This window comes from Allobosea sp. RAF48 (genome assembly GCF_052114025.1).
GTDB lineage: Bacteria > Pseudomonadota > Alphaproteobacteria > Rhizobiales > Beijerinckiaceae > Allobosea.
The window spans coordinates 290,980-309,106 of record NZ_JBFRDZ010000001.1; the positions used below are offsets into that span (position 1 = coordinate 290,980).

At 66.1% G+C, this 18,127-nt stretch carries 15 protein-coding genes; 5 read left to right on the plus strand and 10 right to left on the minus strand.

Annotation, left to right across the window (positions count from 1 at the left end; genetic code table 11):
- Positions 1–111: 111 nt before the first annotated feature.
- The 4 genes from AB4Z10_RS01480 to AB4Z10_RS01495 form a co-directional block, all read right to left on the minus strand.
- The gene (locus AB4Z10_RS01480; protein ID WP_441468586.1) at positions 112–942 is read right to left on the minus strand and encodes an ABC transporter permease; all 831 of its coding nucleotides are present in this window, start codon (positions 940–942) and stop codon (positions 112–114) included.
- Between the two features lie 4 nt (positions 943–946).
- Complete coding sequence (locus AB4Z10_RS01485) at positions 947–1,837, minus strand: ABC transporter permease (protein ID WP_441468587.1); 891 nt, start codon at positions 1,835–1,837, stop codon at positions 947–949.
- Positions 1,834–2,901, minus strand: a complete 1,068-nt coding sequence (locus AB4Z10_RS01490; protein WP_441468961.1) for an ABC transporter ATP-binding protein — start codon at positions 2,899–2,901, stop codon at positions 1,834–1,836. The genes AB4Z10_RS01485 and AB4Z10_RS01490 overlap by 4 nt, the downstream gene beginning before the upstream one ends.
- A 91-nt stretch (positions 2,902–2,992) precedes the next feature.
- On the minus strand, positions 2,993–4,183 hold the full coding sequence (locus AB4Z10_RS01495) for an extracellular solute-binding protein (protein WP_441468588.1): 1,191 nt from the start codon (positions 4,181–4,183) through the stop codon (positions 2,993–2,995).
- 163 nt (positions 4,184–4,346) lie between these two features.
- Between AB4Z10_RS01495 and AB4Z10_RS01500 the strand changes: the two genes are divergently transcribed.
- Positions 4,347–5,042, plus strand: coding sequence for a GntR family transcriptional regulator (locus tag AB4Z10_RS01500; RefSeq protein ID WP_441468589.1), 696 nt, complete (start codon positions 4,347–4,349; stop codon positions 5,040–5,042).
- 47 nt (positions 5,043–5,089) lie between these two features.
- On the plus strand, positions 5,090–6,286 hold the full coding sequence (gene uxuA, locus AB4Z10_RS01505; protein ID WP_441468590.1) for a mannonate dehydratase: 1,197 nt from the start codon (positions 5,090–5,092) through the stop codon (positions 6,284–6,286).
- Positions 6,287–6,431: 145 nt separating this feature from the next.
- Here the strand turns inward: uxuA and AB4Z10_RS01510 are convergent, their stop codons facing one another.
- The 6 genes from AB4Z10_RS01510 to AB4Z10_RS01535 form a co-directional block, all read right to left on the minus strand.
- Positions 6,432–7,103, minus strand: a complete 672-nt coding sequence (locus AB4Z10_RS01510) for an urease accessory protein UreE (RefSeq protein WP_441468591.1) — start codon at positions 7,101–7,103, stop codon at positions 6,432–6,434.
- 108 nt (positions 7,104–7,211) lie between these two features.
- Positions 7,212–8,249 carry an ABC transporter substrate-binding protein gene (locus AB4Z10_RS01515; protein ID WP_441468592.1) on the minus strand — a complete coding sequence of 346 codons (1,038 nt, stop codon included), beginning with the start codon at positions 8,247–8,249 and terminating at the stop codon, positions 7,212–7,214.
- A gap of 164 nt (positions 8,250–8,413) precedes the next feature.
- The gene (locus AB4Z10_RS01520) at positions 8,414–9,298 is read right to left on the minus strand and encodes a DUF1003 domain-containing protein (RefSeq protein ID WP_441468593.1); all 885 of its coding nucleotides are present in this window, start codon (positions 9,296–9,298) and stop codon (positions 8,414–8,416) included.
- A 129-nt stretch (positions 9,299–9,427) separates the two neighbouring features.
- Complete coding sequence (locus tag AB4Z10_RS01525; RefSeq protein ID WP_441468594.1) at positions 9,428–9,751, minus strand: hypothetical protein; 324 nt, start codon at positions 9,749–9,751, stop codon at positions 9,428–9,430.
- 140 nt (positions 9,752–9,891) lie between these two features.
- Positions 9,892–10,788, minus strand: coding sequence for a PfkB family carbohydrate kinase (locus tag AB4Z10_RS01530; protein WP_441468595.1), 897 nt, complete (start codon positions 10,786–10,788; stop codon positions 9,892–9,894).
- Positions 10,789–10,792: 4 nt separating this feature from the next.
- Positions 10,793–11,242, minus strand: a complete 450-nt coding sequence (locus AB4Z10_RS01535) for a VOC family protein (protein ID WP_441468596.1) — start codon at positions 11,240–11,242, stop codon at positions 10,793–10,795.
- A gap of 92 nt (positions 11,243–11,334) precedes the next feature.
- Here AB4Z10_RS01535 and AB4Z10_RS01540 point away from each other — a divergent pair, with 92 nt between their 5' ends.
- The 3 genes from AB4Z10_RS01540 (at position 11,335) to AB4Z10_RS01550 (ending at position 18,126) form a co-directional block, all read left to right on the plus strand.
- On the plus strand, positions 11,335–12,780 hold the full coding sequence (locus AB4Z10_RS01540) for a cation diffusion facilitator family transporter (protein WP_441468597.1): 1,446 nt from the start codon (positions 11,335–11,337) through the stop codon (positions 12,778–12,780).
- 180 nt (positions 12,781–12,960) lie between these two features.
- A complete protein-coding gene (gene pepN, locus AB4Z10_RS01545; RefSeq protein WP_441468598.1) occupies positions 12,961–15,603 on the plus strand; it encodes an aminopeptidase N in 2,643 nt (880 codons plus the stop codon).
- Between the two features lie 225 nt (positions 15,604–15,828).
- On the plus strand, positions 15,829–18,126 hold the full coding sequence (locus tag AB4Z10_RS01550; RefSeq protein WP_441468599.1) for a PAS domain-containing sensor histidine kinase: 2,298 nt from the start codon (positions 15,829–15,831) through the stop codon (positions 18,124–18,126).
- Position 18,127 lies beyond the last annotated feature (1 nt).

Genomic DNA, 18,127 nt, shown 5'->3' on the forward strand with positions numbered 1-18,127 from the left:
CGGAGGCATCCGATGCGACAACAATGGAATATCGCCGTTATCGCGTCCGATGGGACGCGATAACGGCGATCTATGCATTCGGCCCGGTTTTGCACGCCCGAGCCGCCGCCCTCACTTCTTGGCGCGGGCGACGATCTGCGTCGGGTTGACGAAGCGCAGCGCGATGATCAGCCAGATCAGCGTCGTGATCATGTAGATCACCGCCATAGCGTCGATCGACTGCACCGCGCGCACGCCGGCGGCGAAGACCGCATAGTAGAGCGCGACGACGAGCGTCTGGCTGGTCGGACCGGCCGTCAGGAAGGTCAGCTCGAACATGGCGAGCGTCCTGACCAGCACCAGCAGCAGCGCAGCGAGGATGCCGGGCATCAGCAGCGGCAGCAGCACATGCACGAAGAGCTTGAAGGTGTTGGCGCCGAAGACGCGCGCCGCCGACTCGATCTTGGTGTCGATCTGCTCGATGAAGGGTATCATCACCAGGATGACGAAGGGCACAGTCGGCACCAGGTTCGCCAGCACCACGCCCGACATCTGGCCGGCGAAGCCGGTCTGGTAGAGCACGGTTGCAAGCGGGATGCCGAAGGTGATCGGCGGCACCAGCAGCGGCAGCAGGAAGAGCAGCATCACGAGCCTCTTGCCCGGGAAATCCCGCCGCGCCAGCGCATAAGCCGCCGGCACGCCGATCAATCCGGAAAGCGCGACCACCAGGAAGACGATCTGGAAGGTGACGAGCAGCACGTCGTGGAGCTGGAACTCCGCCCAGGCGGCCGAATACCAGCGCGTCGTCCATCCGGCCGGCAGCCAGGTGCCGAGCCAGCGCGTGGCGAAGGAAGACGTCACCACCGTCGCGATCATCGCGAAGAGGTTGACGATGAAGAAGCCGATCAGCGTCCAGTTGGCGGCCGCCCAGAGCTTCGTCGAGAGACGGGTATCCTTGACCATCGGATCAGCCCTTTCCGCCGCCGGCAGGGCCGCGATAGAGCAGGCCGCGCGCCGCCAGCACCACGACGACGATGGCGAGCTGCACGAGCCCCATGATCATCGCGACGGCTGACGCCATCGAGTAATCGTATTCCTCGAAGGCCGCCTGATAGGCCGCGATCGAGATCACGCGGGTTGGCCCCGCCGGCGCGCCGAGCAGCACCGCCGAGGGGAAGACCGAGAAGGCCTGCACGAAGCTCAGGCAGAAGGTGATGGCGAGACCCGGCAGCAGCAGCGGCATGAGAATGTGCTTGAAACGCTCCCAAGGGCCGGCGCCCAGCGTCGCGCCCGCCTGCTCCAGCGCCGGATCGATGCCGGAGAGGTAGGACAGCGTCAGCAGGAAGGTGAAGGGGAAGCCGGTGATGACCAGCGACAGCATCACGCCCCAGTAGTTATGAAGCAGCTTCACCGGCGTCGAGATGAGGCCAAGCGTCATCAGCGTGCGGTTGAACCAGCCTTGCGGTCCCAGATAGTTCAGCAACCCCTGGGCGACCAGCACGGTGCCCAGCGTGATCGGGATCACCAGGATGGTCGTCAGCAGCCGCTGATTCTGCATCAGCCGCACACGGAAGGCGATCGGGATCGCCAGCAGGAGCGTCGCGACCGTCACCGGCAGAGCGAGCCAGAGCGTCGTCGCGATCGTGCCGTAGAGGAAAGGATCGGAGAAGAAGCGCTGGTAGTTGGCGAAGACGCCGCCGGCCTTCGGCTCGAAGGAGAGCACGAGCCCGTAAAGGAACGGGTAGATGAACAGCGCCAGCAGGAACAGGATCGCCGGCACGACGAGCAGGGTCAGCCCGTCGAAGCCGCGCGCGGCCAGCCTCTGCTTCAGCGGAATGGAGGAGACGTCCGTGCTCACGCGGCGCCTCCATAGACGAGGACGCGGTCGGGATCGGCCGCGAGCGTGACAGTCTCGCCCGGCGACAGCTTGTCATGGGCCAGGAAGGACAGGTCGGTGCCGTCAGCCATGCGGGCAAAGCCGACGAACTCGCGGCCGCGGAACTCGGTCGAGATGACCTGGGCCTTGAGGCCCGACTGGCCGGCTGCCACGGGGTGCAGATCCTCCGGGCGGATAGCCAGAGTGCCGTCGGCACCGGCCGAGACCGCCGCGCGGGCACGGCCGGAGAGCTGCGCATCGCCGACTGCAACGGTCGCCCTGCCCTCGCCGGCCGAGACGACCTTGCCCTTCACCTTGTTGCGGAAGCCCATGAACTCGGCGACGTCGAGATGGTCGGGCCGCGAGAACAGATCCTCCGGCGTGCCGACCTGGCGAACCTGCCCGTCACGCAGCACGACGATGCGGTCGGCGAGCGAGAGCGCCTCCTCCTGGTCGTGGGTGACGTAGATCGTGGTGGCGCCGAGCGTATTGTGGATGCGACGGATCTCGGCGCGCATCTCGAGGCGCAGCTTGGCGTCGAGGTTGGAAAGCGGCTCGTCCATCAGCACGAGCGGCGGCTCGACGACGATGGCGCGGGCAATGGCGACGCGCTGCTGCTGGCCGCCCGAAAGCTGGCCCGGCAGCTTCTCGGTCTGGCCCTGAAGCCGCACCAGCGCAGCAGCCTCGGCCACACGCTTGTCGATCTCGGCCTTGGACACACCGCGCATCTTGAGGCCGAAGCCGATGTTCTTGTTCACCGTCATGTGCGGGAACAGGGCATAGTTCTGAAAGACCATGCCGAAGCCGCGCTCTTCCGGCCGCAGCGGGTCGATCCGCTTGTCGTCGAGCCAGATGCCGCCGCCCGTCGCGGGCAGCAGGCCGGCGATCAGGTTCAAGGTCGTCGACTTGCCGCAGCCCGAAGGTCCGAGCAAAGCGATGAACTCGCCCTTGCCGATCGTCAGCGAGACGTCCTTGAGCGCGTTGTGGGTGCCGAAGTCACGGCTCAGGCGATCGAGCCGAAGCTCGCGGAACGAAGCTGCGTTGATGGTCATGGCTTCCGGAATCTTGAGAATGGTGTCGAAGGATGCCGGGCGGTGGGCTTCGGAGCGTTGCCGAAGCCCACCGCCGCAACCGGTCTTACTTCTTCTTGGCGCCGCCGACCTGCTCGTCCCAGATACGGAAGGCGACGACCATCTTCTCCGGATCGAGCGGCGTTTCCATCGGGTTGTCGGCGATCAGCTTCTCGTATTCGGGACGACCGAACTCCGCGATGGCCTTTTGGCTGGAGGCGGGCGCCATCGAGAGCGGCACGTCCTTCACGGCCGGACCCGGATAGAAGTAGCCTTCGTCATAGGTGAAGGCCTGCTGCGCGGGCGTCAGCATGTGGCGGACCAGATCGAGCAGAACGGCGAGCTTCTCGTCGGAAACGCCCTTGGGGATCATCATATACTGGGCGTCGGTGACCCAGTGGAAACCCTTGAGCGCCTGGATCTTGGCCTCCTTCGGCACGATGCCCAGCACGCGCGGATTGATGTCCCAGCCGGTCGTGCTGACGATGATGTCGCGCGAGCCGTCGCCGAGCTCCTTCATCGTCGCGCCGGTGCCGCCCGGATAGTACTCGATGTTCTCGCCGAGCTCCTTCAGATAGGCCCAGGTCTTGTCCCAGCCCTTCTCCGGATCCTTCGGGTCCTTGTCGCCGAGGATATAGGGCAGGCCCATGATCCAGGTGCGGCCCGGGCCGGAATTGGCCGGGCGGGCATAGAGGAAGCGGTTCTTGTTCTGCTTCGTCCAGGCCAGCAGCTCCTCGGCCGTGGTCGGCACGTTCTTGACCTTGTCCGGCATGTATTCGAGCAGCGGGCCGGAGGGGTAATAGACCATCGCCATGGCCTGACCCTGCCCGAGATTGTGCATGGCCAGCGCCGGCTTCAGGAGCACGTCGTCGGGCTTCGGCAGTTCGGCGGCGAAGCGCGGGAACAGCTCGATCCAGAGCTTCTGGTCGATGCCCGCGGAGAGCACGTCGAGACCGCCGATGACGAAGTCGATGTCGGAACGGCCGGCGTTCTGCTGGGCCTTCAGCTTGGCCGGCAGCTCGGGCGCCGGAGCCTTGGTGAAGACCATCCGCGAGACGGCCTTGGGGTTTGCCTTGGCGTAATTCTCAAGCGGCGTCTGAACCAGCGCCAAGGCGCCGCCGACGTCGATGATGCTGATCGTGAGCGGCGATGCCGGCAGCTTGAGTTGCTGCGCGAAGACGCCCGGCGCCTGCATCGCTGCGCCGAGACCGGCAACGCCACCAATGAAATGACGCCGGTTGATGCTGTCCTGAGCCATGATTTCTCCTCCAGATGCGGATGCCCGCTTCTTCAGCTTTTTTATGTTCTGACGGTCCGGCCGCCGCCATCCGGAACCCGCCCCTTGCCCCGCGGAACCTGCCAAGTTGACGCGGCCCCCGGTTGATCGGTATCCTAGTATACTAGTCGTCAAGAGCTTGGCAATGGCCCACCCTGCAGCCCGTCATAGCACGGATCAGATCTACAGCGTGCTACGCACCGACATCATCAGCGGCGCGCTGAAGCCCCGCGAATCGATGTCCGAGGCGCGCATGGCGCTGCGCTTCGGCGTCAGCCGCACTCCGGTGCGGGAAGCGTTCAAGCGTTTGGTCGACGAAGGCTTCCTGGTCGCGGTACCGCAGGTCGGCACCTTCGTCGCGCCGATCGACCTCGCCGCCGTCCATGACAGCCAGTTCGTCCGCGAGACGCTCGAATGCCGCACCGTGGTGCTCGCCGCCCAGCGCATCGGCGACGCCGACCGCTACCGGCTCGAAGCCCAGATCGAGGAGCAGGCGGAGGCCGTGCGGCGGCAGGACCGGTCCGAGATCTTCCGCCTCGACGAGGTGTTCCACGCCGAAATCTCGCGCATCGCCGGCCACCGCGCCGTCTGGAGCATGATCGAGGGCGTGAAGGCACAGATGGACCGGGTGCGTTGCCTCTCCCTCGAAACACCGTCCTGGTCCGAGGTGATCCTGCACGAGCACAGGATCATCGCCGCCTGTGTCATGAAACATGACGCAAACGGCGCCGAGGCCGCGATGCGCGCGCATCTGCGCACCGTCTTCGCGACGATCGACACGATCGCAAAGGACCATGCGGACGCGTTCGACGATTCCCGCCTCGCCCACGACGGCTCCTGAGGCCCGTCTTCCCCGGTAAAGCGACTTTTCTCGAAGGATTACAGACAATGGAACAATGCTGGCGCTGGTTCGGGCCGGACGATGTCGTGACTCTGGCCCAGGCCAAGCAGGCCGGGGCGACCGGCATCGTGAACTCTCTGCACCAGATCCCTTATGGCGTGGTCTGGAGCGTCGAGGAGATCGAGAAGCGCCAGGCGATCATCCGTTCCGACAAAAGCTTCGGCCTGGAGTGGAAGGTGGTCGAAAGCCTGCCTATCCATGAGAGCGTCAAGATAGGCGAGGGCGACCTCGAAACCGTCTTCGAGAACTACCGCCAGTCGATGCGCAACCTCGCGGCCTGCGGGCTCGAGGTGATCTGCTACAATTTCATGCCGGTGCTGGACTGGACCCGCACAGAACTCGCCCACAAGCTGCCCGGCGGGGGCACGGCGCTGCGCTTCAACCTGCATGAATATGTCGCGCTCGACCATTTCATGCTGAAGCGCAAGGGGGCCGACGAAGGGCACTCCGCCGAGGTGATGGACAAGGCCAAGGCCTGGTTCGACGGCTCGACGCAAGCCGACCGCGACCGGCTGCTCTCCAGCGTGATGGCCGGGCTACCCGGCGCCTTCGACCGCTACGACCTGCCCGGCCTTGCCGGCATCCTCGAGCGCTACAGCGGCATGACGCATGAGAAGCTCAGGGCCAATCTCAAGCGCTTCCTCGAAGCGATCATCCCGACGGCCGAGGAAGTCGGCATCCGGATGTGCATCCACCCGGACGATCCGCCGCGCTCGCTCTTCGGGCTGCCGCGGATCTGCTCGACCGAGGACGATATCGCCTTCATCCTGGGCTCGGTCGACTCGCCCGCGAACGGGCTGACCCTGTGCTCGGGCTCGCTCGGGGCCAATCCGAAGAACGACGTGCCGGGGATCGCGCGCCGCTTCGCCGACAAGATCTGGTTCGCGCATTTGCGCAACGTCGCCAAGGACCCGGACGGCTCCTTCATGGAGGCCGAACATCTCGGCGGCGATACCGACATGGTCGCGCTGGTCGATGCGCTGATGGCCGAGGAGCAGCGCCGCAAGGTTGCCGGTCACCCGCATTGGCAGATCCCGATGCGTCCGGACCACGGCCACGAGCTGCTCGACGATGTCGGCAAGGGCAGCTTCCCGGGTTATCCGGCGGTCGGGCGCCTGCGCGGGCTGGCCGAACTGCGCGGCGTGATGACCGCGCTGGCGCAGGTCAAGGGCTACGCCGCCTGAGACGCGAAAGGCGGGCTGGAGCCCGCCTTGGCAATAACTCGGGGCAGTCCCAAGCCGTCATTCTCGGGCGAAGCAGAGCGAGGACCCGAGAATCTCGATCCGGAGATGCTCGGGTCAAGCCCGAGCATGACGCGGCATTCCTGCGTCAGTGGTCGTGGGAATGGCCCTTGTGGCCATGCGCCGCGCCATGGCCGTGACCGTGGTCGTGGTCGTGATCATGGCCGCAGCCGCAACCCTCGCCATGCGCATGATGGTGGTGCTCGTGCCCATGTTCATGGTTGTGAGCGTGCTGGTCGTGCTGATGATGCCCATGGCCGTGGTCATGCCCATGATCGTGATTGTGGTGATCATGGTCGTGCCCGCAGGCGCAGTCATCGCCGTGAGCGTGATGGTGAACCTCCTGCTCCGGCTGGAACGGGCGCTCGACTTCCGCCATCGAACAGCCCTGGCCGCGCACCAGCTCGGCCAAAGCGGGATGGCTGGGGACATAAAGCGCGTCGGCCGTCATTTCCGCCGGGACGTGATGTCCGCCGAGATGCCAGGCGAGGCGCACCAGCCGCAGCGGGTTCTCGGCACGGACCTCCAATAGGCTTTCCGGAGCGGCCTTGACCTGCACGAGGCGGCCATCCTCCAGCTTCAGCGCGTCGCCGTCGTTCAGCGTCGCCGGCTTGTCGAGATCGATCGCGAATTCGAGCCCGCCTACAGCCGTCATGGCGACACCGTTGCTGTTGCGGTCCTGATATCCAAGGCTGAGCGTATCGACGACGCGCTCAGCGCGGACGGCGGCCTTGCGAAGGACGGAAGTGGCGCGAAGCATATGCGGCGATCCCATGGCTGGGGCTGGAGCGCGAGGCTCCAAGCCCGGACCGGAGCTTAGTAGCATAAACCGAGGGGCGCGCTACCAAGCTCTCGGGATCGTGGCAGGTCAGCGCGGCAGCGCCTTGACCTCGGCGTCGAACTTCTTGAGCAGGCGCGAACGCTCCGCCGGGGAGCCCCAGCGCGGCGTGTCGTAGTCGATCAGCTTCATCTCGGCGAATTTCGGCGCATCCGGCGAGAGCAGCGCATTCTTGTTCGACGGGATCGAGTTGATCTTCAGCTTCGCATTGATGTTCTGCGCATCGGGCGAGAGCGTGAAATCGACGAATTTGCGCGCGGCCTCGGGGTTCTTGCCACCCTTGATGATCGAAACCGAGCCGGTTTCATAGCCGGTCCCCTCGCAGGGGGCGACGGTTTCGATCGGCGCGCCCTGCAGCTTCTGCGTCAACATGTCATGGATGAAGGCGATGCCGACCGCCGTCTCGCCGAGCGCGGCAGCCTTCACCGGCGCGATGCCGGATTTGGTGTACTGGCTGATGTTCTTGTGCAGGCTCTTGAGGAACTCGAAGCCCTTGTCCTCGCCGAGGCGCTGCACCGTCGTCGCCAGGAAGACATAGGCCGTTCCGGAGGAGCTGGGATCTGCGATCTGGACCTCGTCGTGCAGCTTCGGATCGAGCAGGTCGGCCCAGCATTTCGGCGCGGCGACGCCCTTCTTCTTCAGCACCTCAGTGTTGTAGCCGATGCCGAGAGCGCCGAGATAGATGCCGTTGGTGMGGAACTTCGACTGCTCGGCATGGCGCTGCGCCCAGTCATGCAGCTCCGGAAGCTTCGGCGACTTGTACTCGTCCAGGAGCCCTTCGTCCGCCGCCTGCAGGTGCGGCTCTCCCGGCCCGCCCCACCAGACGTCGCCACGCGGATTGTTCGCCTCGGCCTTGACCTGAGCATAGACTTCGCCGGTGCTCTTGCGGACCATCGAGACCTTGATCCCGGTCGCCTTCTCGAACATCGCCGCGCCTTCGCGGCACTGCTCCTCGAGGATCGAGCAATAAACCGTGACCTGCCCCTGTGCGAAGGCCGGCAGGGCAGCGACCGAAAGCGTGAGGCCTGCGAACAAGGCACCAGCGGGCGCGAAACGCGAAGCGAACACTATTTTCCTCCCATCGGATTCGTTTGCCGACGAAGAAATCGGTCGTGCAATGGGGAGTCAAGCGAAAGCGCCGGCTACTTGTCGCGCGGGCTCACGATTCGATCAGCACCCGCCAGGCCAAGCTCAATTCGCACGGAGCCCACGCCATCAAAACGCCGCGAGCTCTAGCCGTCGCCCTCCGGTTTGGCCGGTGAGGAGGCAGCAGTCGATCCGGCAGGCCCCTCCCCCGAGATCGCCCGCTTCTTCTTCGCCGCCGGCTTCTTGCGCCGCTTCGGCTTGGCCTTCGGAAGCTGCGTATCCTGCAGTATCTCGAGCTGGACCTGCTGGATCTCGGCGAGGCGCTGCCATTGCCGCGTGATTAGATGGTCCATCTTCTCATGCAGGTGCCGGATTTCGAGCTCGGCCTTCAGGTTGACCTGATAGTCGTTGAGCGAGCGCAGCCGGTCCTTCGTCTCCTGCCGCTTCTGGCTCATCATGATGATCGGCGCCTGCACTGCCGCGATGCAGGACAGGACGAGATTGAGCAGAATGAAGGGATAGGGGTCGAAGGCCTTGCCCTCCCCGATCGCGGCATTGATCGCCATCCAGATGACGAGCACGACGCCGAAGCTGATCAGGAAGGCCCAGGAACCGCCAAAGCTCGCGAGATTGTCGGACAGGCGCTCGCCCAGCGTGCGATGCTCCTCGAAATCGTCCTCGACATTCTCGGCGATGGTCTCCTGCCGGGCGATGCTCTCGGCCACCTCCCGATCGAGGTCGGAATATTCGCCGTGCTCCTCGCGCAGGATCTCCTCGACATAGCGCGTCCGATAACGCGCCAGCTCCTTCAGGCTGATGAGCGCATGGTCTGAAAGATCCGGGAAGTCGGCGCGGATGTGATCAACGAGCGCCGGGCGCAACGTACCGATCTCGACGAGGTTCCTGCGGGCCATCTCCTGGCCGCTGATGGCGCAGATGCCGCGCTTCTTGCTGAGCGGGCTGTGGGAAGCCGGCGGCTCGATCACGGGGACCGGCGGCACGGCTGGAATTTCGCTCTCCAGATCCGTCATGCGTGCATCATGCCTCTTCCCCGTCGCGGCCCTTGGCGCCGCGTCCGGTCATTTGCTACGGGCGCCTTTGCGACCCAGAAACGCCCGAAGGAGCGGACTCCTCCGGGCTGCTCTCAGCCGGTATCAGACTCAGGCCTTCACCTTCTCGTCATCCTCGGCATCTTCCGCCGAATCGTCGTCCTCGTCATCCTCGGTGGCCTCTTCGTCTTCCTCGTCCTCTTCGTCGGTATCGAGGTCGAGATATTCGTAACCGAAGACGATCTCCCCGGTCTCGGGATCGAAGGCGCTGACCGAGGAATCCTCGAAGGCTTCGATCAGCATCTCGGCATCATCGGGCCCATCGACGTCGAAACGGCGCACCGCTTCCTCGCCAGCGGCCTTGAGAACGAGTTCGATCGACCAGCCCCGCCCGGTGGTGTCGTAGATGCATTTCAGACCCTGGATCGCCAGCATGGTGCTCTCTCCTGAGATTGATCCGATGCGCGGCTGCGCATCGGTCAGATGCCCGAGCTGCGTGACGGGCACGCGACGCCCCGAGGGCGTCGCCGGGCGAACAGCAGCTCGGGCGCAGAAGCGCCCACCGGCAATCGGGTTTATCGCGACGCCTGGGCCAAGAAGAGCTCGACCTCGTCGCGACGGGGCGCACCACTGCGGCCGCCGAAGCGCGTGCACTTGATGGCGGCCGCGGCGGAGGCGAATCGGATCGCCGCGGCTTCCGGCTGCCCCTCCGCAAGCGCCAGGGCGAAAGCGCCGTGCCAGACATCCCCCGCCCCCAGAGTATCCACGGTTTCGACGGGAAAGGCGGGGCTGTGACGAACCTCGCCCCGCTCGACATGGAGCACGCCCTCCTTGCCGAGCGTCACCGCCAGCCAGCTGGGGACGCCCGCAGCCACCTTGGCGAGCCCGGCTCGCGGATCCTCCTCACCGGAGAGCTCGCGCAATGCCTGCTGGCTGAAGGCGACGTGGCTCGCCGTTCCGACGAGATCGGGATGAGGCGGCCTGCGGTCGCCATCGAGCACGCCGGGAACACCGGCGGCGCGAGCAAGCTTCAGCGCCGCCAGCGCCCCCTCGCCCCAGCGCGTGTCGGCGAGGACGGCGTCGGCCCCCTCCGGCAAGCGCGGCGGCAACCAGTCGACATCCTCCGGCATTGCCGGGTCGGAATGGGAGATCACCATGCGCTCGCCTTCGGCATCGACAAGGATCGCGGAGACCGGCGAGGTCAGGCCGGCGACGCGGCGGGCGAAGCTGGCATCGACACCCTCTGCCTTCAGATCCGCGACGATCTGGTCGCCGGTCAGGTCGTCGGCAAGGCGCGTCGCCAGCCAGCAGGCGCCGCCTAGCCGCGCAATCGCGACGGAGGCGTTGCCGGCGCAGCCGCCGCCGACCACGGCGAGCCCGCGTGAGCGGTATTTCTCGCCGCGGGTCGGCATGGTCTCGACGCTGTAGACATAGTCGAGCGTGGCGATCCCGAGGCAGAAGACGCCGGCCAAGATCTCACCAGGCCCCGGTGTTCGGCATGCTGGCCCAGGGCTCGGCCACAGGCTTCGGATCGCCCTTCTGGAGCAGCTCGATCGAGATGTTGTCGGGCGAGCGGATGAAGGCCATGTTGCCGTCGCGCGGCGGCCGGTTGATGGTGACGCCGGCCTTCATCAGCTTCTCGCAGGTCGCGTAGATATCGTCGACCTCATAGGCGAGATGGCCGAAATTGCGCCCGCCGGTATAGGCTTCAGGGTCCCAGTTATAGGTCAGCTCGAGCGTCGGGCGGCCGCGGGAGGCGCCGGCCTTGGCCTCGGCCAGATCGTCCGACGCGGCGAGGAAGACCAGGGTGAAACGGCCCTTCTCGTTCTCGATGCGGCGGGTTTCGACCAGCCCGAACTTGTTGACGTAGAAATCAAGCGCCTGATCGAGATCGGTCACGCGGACCATGGTGTGGAGATATCGCATCGTTCATCCTCGTTGTGCGGGAACAGGGTTGATCCTTTCCCTAATTCGGGCAAGAGCTGCCGCGTTCCAAGGTACGCCAAGCAGGACGAGCCATGACGACAACGCAAGACGGCCCGGTGACGGCGCCGCCTGAGCGCGCCACGCCCGCCCAGATCGCACAGATCAAGCAGCGCGCCGCGATCCTCTCGGTGATGGCGACCATCCTGCTCACGGCAGCGAAAATCGTCGGCGCCATCATTTCCGGCTCGCTCGCCCTGCTGACCGACGCGCTTCAGGGGCTGGTCGATGTCGGCTCGACGCTGTTCACCTGGTTCGCCGTGCGCGCCTCGGACAAGCCCGCCGACGACGAGCACCACTACGGGCATGGCAAGGTCGAGGCGCTGGCGGCGCTGGTCGAGACCGCGATCTTGTTCACGCTGGCCGGCGCGATCCTGTGGGAGGCCGGCAGCCGGCTGTGGAACAACCTGATCGAGCATGTCGCGGTGACGCCGCTGGTCATCGGCGTGATGCTGCTCTCGATGACGGTCGATGCCATTCGCTGGCGCTCGCTCACCCGGGTTGCCAAGGAGACCGGCAGCGAGGCGCTCGCCGGTGAAGCCACACATTTCTCGGCCGACTTCGTCGGCTCGGCGCTCGTGCTCGCCGGCCTCATCGGCGTCTGGTACGGCTTCGAGCGCGCCGACACGGCGGCCGCCTTCGCCATCGCTGCCTACACCGCCTTCTCGGCCTTTAGGCTGGCCCGCCGCGTCCTCGACACGCTGATGGACGCCGCCCCCGAAGGAGTCGGCGAAAAGCTGCGCGAGGCCGCGCGGCGCGTGCCGGGGGTGGTCGGGATCAACTGGCTCCGGGTCCGGCCCGCTGGCGGGCGCGTCCATGGCGAGATCGGCATCAGCGTCTCGCGGACGCTGCCGCTCGAGCGCGTCACCGCGATCAAGGCCGAACTTGGCGGAGCGCTGCTGAAAGCCGAGCCGGATTCTGAAATCACGATCACCGCCGATCCCGTGCAGGTCGACGACGAGACGGTGCTCGAACGCGTGCTCCTGATCGCGCTCAAGCTGAAGATCCCGGTGCACCACGTCACCGTCCACAGCATCGGCGACAAGCTCTCGGTCAGCCTCGACATGGAGGTCGATGCCAATCTGCCCCTTGGCGAGGCGCACGAGATCGCGACCCGGCTCGAAAATGCGATCCGGGCCGAATTCGGCGGAGAGACGGAGGTCGAGACCCATATCGAGCCGATGGAGACCGGCCAACCCCACGGCCACAACGCCGCCTGGGAGACGGTCGAGGACATCGGCAAGGCTCTCGCCGGCGAGGCCGCGAAGCTCGACGGCCCGATCCACGACATCCACAGCGTGCGCGTGCGCCAGACCGCCAAGGGGCTGGTGGTGAACTATCACTGCCGCGTCGACCCGACCCTGAACGTGGCGGCCGTGCATGACGCCGTCGACGCAATCGAGCGGGCCGTGCGGATCGCGCGCCCCCAGGTCTGCCGGCTGGTCAGCCATGCCGAGCCGGCGGTTTCGCCAGTCGTGTGAGCGCTCCCGCCGTCATTCTCGGGCACAGCGAAGCGCAGACCCGAGAATCTCCGGCCGGAAGATGCATCGGAATCTCTTTCGTCACGAGATGCTCGGGTCCAGCCCGAGCATGACGGCATGTTTCCATCCCAGGCCGGCATGCTCTAGAAACGCTCCCTGACCTTCGCCATCAGGGTTTCCATGCGCAACGACGATGCTCCGCTGATCCGTCTCGAGGATTACCGTCCCTCCGACTGGCTGATCGACACGGTCGATCTCGATATCAGCCTGCAACCGCAGAAGACGCGCGTGCGCGCCCTGCTCGCTTTGCGCCCCAATCCGGAAGGACAGCCCGGCGCACCGCTCAAGCTCGACGGCGACGAGCTGACGCTGAAATCGCTCGCCCTCGACGGCAAGCCGCTCGATGCTTCCGCCTATACAGTGACGCCGCAGGCGCTGACGATCCCGAGCCCGCCGCATGATTTCACGCTCACGATCGAGACCGAGGTCGATCCTTCCGCCAACACGAAGCTGATGGGGCTCTACCGCTCGTCGAAGGTCTATTGCACCCAGTGCGAGGCGGACGGCTTCCGCCGCATCACCTATTTCCTCGATCGGCCCGACGTGATGAGCGTCTACACGGTCAGGCTGGAGGCGGCGAAGGCCGAGGCGCCGGTGCTGCTCTCCAACGGCAACCTCATCGCCACCGGCGAGGTGCCGGGCACCGACCGGCATTTCGCGATGTGGCACGACCCGCATCCGAAGCCGGCCTATCTCTTTGCGCTGGTTGGCGGTGCGCTCGACCATGTCCGGCAGGACTACGTCACCGCCGACGGCCACAAGGTCGAGCTCGCCGTCTATGTCGAGCCGGGCAAGGCGGGACGGGCCGGCTGGGCGCTGGATTCGCTGGTGCGCTGCATGCGCTGGGACGAGAAGGTCTTCGGCCGCAACTACGATCTCGACGTGTTCAACGTCGTCGCCGTGTCGGACTTCAACATGGGCGCGATGGAGAACAAGGGCCTGAACATCTTCAACGACAAATACGTCCTGGCCGACCCGCAGACCGCGACCGACGGCGACTATGCCTCGATCGAGGCGATCATCGCGCATGAGTACTTCCACAACTGGACCGGCAACCGCATCACCTGCCGCGACTGGTTCCAGCTCTGCCTGAAGGAAGGGCTGACCGTCTTCCGCGACCAGGAATTCTCCTCCGACGAGCGCTCGCGCCCGGTGAAGCGCATCGCCGATGTCCGCACCCTGCGCTCGACCCAGTTCTCCGAGGATGCCGGCCCCCTCGCCCATCCGGTGCGGCCGCGCGCCTACAAGGAGATCAACAACTTCTACACGCCGACCGTCTACGAGAAGGGCGCGGAGGTCATCCGCATGCTGAAGGTCCTGATCGGCGACGACGCCTTCCGGCGCGGCATGGACCTCTATTTCGAGCGCTGCGACGGCACGGCAGCGACGATCGAGGAGTTCCTCGCCTGCTTTGCGGAAAGCTCCGGCAAGGACCTCAGCCATTTCGCGCGCTGGTATGAGCAGGCCGGCACGCCTACCATCGTCGCCTCGGGCCGCTACGACGCGGCTGCCCGGCGCTATACGCTCGACCTCGCCCAGAGCACGCCGCAGACGCCCGGCCAGAACGACAAGCAACCGGTGGTCCTGCCGATCAAGCTCGGCCTTGTCGGGGCCGGGGGCGATCTGCCGCTGCAGACGCAATCGAACGCCTATGCCGGCGACGGCCTCGTCATCCTCGACAGCGCCGCGCTCTCCGTCACCTTCGACAACGTCTCCGAGCCGCCGATCCCGTCGCTGCTGCGCGGCTTCTCCGCGCCCGCGCGGCTGGAACTCGACCTCTCCGACGGCGATCTCGCGCGGCTGTTCTCGGCAGACAGCGATTCCTTCAATCGCTGGCAGGCTCTGCAGACCGTCGCCACCCGCGCCCTCGTCGCCGCCGGCAAGCCTGGCGCGGATCGCAGCGCGCTGACCGCGACGGCCGGCGAGCTCGGCCAGGCGCTCGACGGCTTCCTCAAAGCCGAAGCGCTTGCGGATCCCGCCTTTGCCGCGCAGGTGCTGCGCCTGCCGGCACCGGCCGACATCGCGCGCGAGATCGGCCGCGACGTCGATCCGGACGCGATCTTCAAAGCCCATCGCAGCCTATCGGCCGCGATCGGAACGTCCCTTCTCCCGCAGTTGTCTGGCTTGCGGGAGGCGCTGGCGACAAAGGGCCCCTACAAGGCTGATGCCGCCTCCGCCGGGCATCGCGCGCTTCGCAACGAGCTGCTCGGGCTCGCCGCACTTGCCACCCCGGCCGAGGGCGCCGGCCTGTGCGAGGAGCAATTCGCTACCGCCGACAACCTGACCGACCGGCTTGCGGCACTGGCAGCGATGACACTGATCCCCGGAGAGCGGCGCGAAGCCCTGATCGCCCGCTTCGCCGCAGCCTATGCAGGCGAGCCGCTCGTCCTCGACAAATGGCTGATGGCGCAGGCGCTGATCCCCGAGCCCGAGACGCTGGAACGGGTTAAGCAACTGATGCAGCATCCCGCCTTCTCGCTCGGCAATCCGAACCGGGTGCGGGCGCTGATCGGCGGCTTCGCAGCCAATCTCACCCAGTTCAACCGCGCCGACGGCGAGGGCTACGACTTCGTCTGCGACATCGTCATCGCGCTGGACAAGACCAACCCGCAGGTCGCCTCGCGCCTGCTCGGCTCGTTCAAGAGCTGGCGCATGCTGGAGCCCGGCCGCAAGCGGCTGGCACAGGAGGCGTTGAGCACCGTCGCACGGATGCCGAACCTGTCGCGGGATGTCGCCGACATCGCCGAAAGGGCCCTCGCGTGACCCATATTCCCAAAGGTTAACGCCGACCTGTCCAATTTATTAACGTTTCATTACCCGCACAGGATTCATTGGATAAACAGCACAACCTAAAGGAGAATTCGAAGCAACTGACTCAACTCAGGGCTAGACAAAATCGGCCTCTCGGATTCAACTGACGGTGATTCGCGGGGATGCGGCACGTCTCCCGATCTTACTGACGGTAAAGTTTTCCGAAGGGGGACGGGCATGTCGCGTGCCAACGCGGATTGCGCATCCGTGCGCGCCGATACGATTCTGGGTGTAGCGAGGTCGCTGACCCATCCGTTGTATCAGCGCTTCGAGGGTTTCGAGCCCGCGCTCCGGACCGCCATCCCCGTCCTCGTCGGGCTCTTCCTCGTCATCCTCGGCGCCGGCGCGATCATGCAGACCTCTGCGATGCGCGACGACGCGCTGATCGATGCCGCCGGAGACATGGATCTGGTTTCCGCGCTGGTCGCCCGGGAGCTCGACACGGCGACGCTCGCCGGCAAAGAGCCGGCGGCGGTTCTCGCCGGCCTCACAGCCCGCCACCTCGCCGCTCATGGCCGCATCGTCCATGTCAGCGGCGCCGACGGGCGCGTGATCGCCAGCGAGCCGGTGATCGGCCAGACGCAGCGCACGCTCACCGACTTCCTTGGCCAGACCCAGCCGCTCACCGTCTTCGGGGACCGCGCCGGCGTGATGCGCATCACCCTGCCCAACGGCACCGACGTCTTCGCCAGCGTGCGCAACCTCGCCGCCCCGCTCGGCCAGGTCGCCGTGCTGCAACCGGTCTCGCGCGCCCTCTCCGTCTGGCAGATCCGCCGCTCCGGCCTCGCCATTCTGTTCGGCGCGGCGGGGCTCGTCCTCGGCGTCATCACGCTGGCCTTCATGCTGCAGTCGAAGCGCGCCCGTGCCGCCGACGAGGATTGCGACTGCGTGCGCGAACGCATCGACACCGCCCTCAACCGCGGCCATTGCGGCCTCTGGGATTGGGATCTCGCCCGCGGCCGCATCTACTGGTCGGATTCGATGTATGCCCTGCTCGGCTACGACCGCGCCGGCGAATACATGTCCTTCGGCGAGGTCAGCAGCTTCATCCATCACGATGACGTCGACCTCTATGCCATCGCCGATGCGGTGAGCCGCGGCGAGGCCAGCCATCTCGATCAGGAATTCCGGGTTCGCGCCATCTCGGGCGAGTGGATCTGGCTCAAGGCCCGCGCCGAGCTCGTCATCGACCGCCGCACCCGCTCGCGCCACCTCGTCGGCATCGTCGTCGACATCTCCGAGCAACGCCGCATGGCCGAGCGCACCGCAACCGCCGATGCCCGCCTGCGCGACGCGGTCGAGGCGATCTCGGAGGCTTTCGTTCTGTGGGATGCCGACAACCGGCTGATCCTCTGCAACGCCAAGTACCAACAGCTCCACCAGCTCCCCGCCGATGCCCTGCAATCCGGCATGAGCTATGACGAGATCATGGCGCGCTCCGCCCAGCCGCAGATCGACCAGGAGCCGATGCGCGTCCAGCGCGGCGCCGCCGGCGCCACCTCCTACGAGGCGCGGCTCTCCGACGGGCGCTGGCTCCAGATCAACGGCCGGCGCACCAAGGACGGCGGCTCGGTCTCCGTCGGCACGGACATCACCAAGCTGAAGCAGCAGGAAGAGCGGCTGACCCAGTCCGAGCACCAGCTCATGACCCATGTCACGGACCTCAAGGCCTCACGCCAGAAGCTCGAAACCCAGGCCCAGCAGCTTGCGGATCTCGCCGAACGCTATCTCGAGCAGAAGGCCGGTGCCGAAAGCGCCAACCGCGCCAAATCCGAATTCCTCGCCAATATGAGCCATGAGCTGCGCACGCCGCTCAATGCCATCATCGGCTTCTCCGAGATCATGGAGAACGGGCTGTTCGGTCCGCTCGGCGAGAAATACACCGACTACGTCCGCGACATCCGCTCCAGCGGCGGCTACCTGCTCGGCATCATCGACGACATTCTCGACATGTCGCGCATCGAATCCGGCAAGATGCGGCTGGAGAAGTCGGAGATCGCCATCGGCCCGGTGCTGGATCAGGCCCTGCTCAAGGTGCAGCCGGAGATCGAGCGCAAGCAGCTCATCGTCAATCTCGAAGGCCCGCTCGACACCCATCTCGAGGCCGATCCGCACGCGCTCTACCAGATCCTCAGCAACCTGCTCGACAACGCCGCCAAGTTCACGCCGGAAGGCGGCCGGATCGCGGTGCGTACCCGCCATGTGCCCGGCGCGCTCAACATCTTCATCGAGGACACCGGCATCGGCATCCCGAAGGAGAAGATCGACCGCGTCGGCCGGCCCTTCGAGCAGGTCGAGGGCGATCTGGTGCGCAGCTACAAGGGCTCGGGCCTGGGTCTCGCCATCGCGCGCTCGCTGGCCGAGCTGCATGGCGGCTCGCTCAGGCTGCGCTCGGCGATGGGCGCCGGGACGATCGTCATGGTCCACCTGCCGCTCGACGGCGGTGCCGAGCGCGTCACCGCGCAGGCGGCGTAAG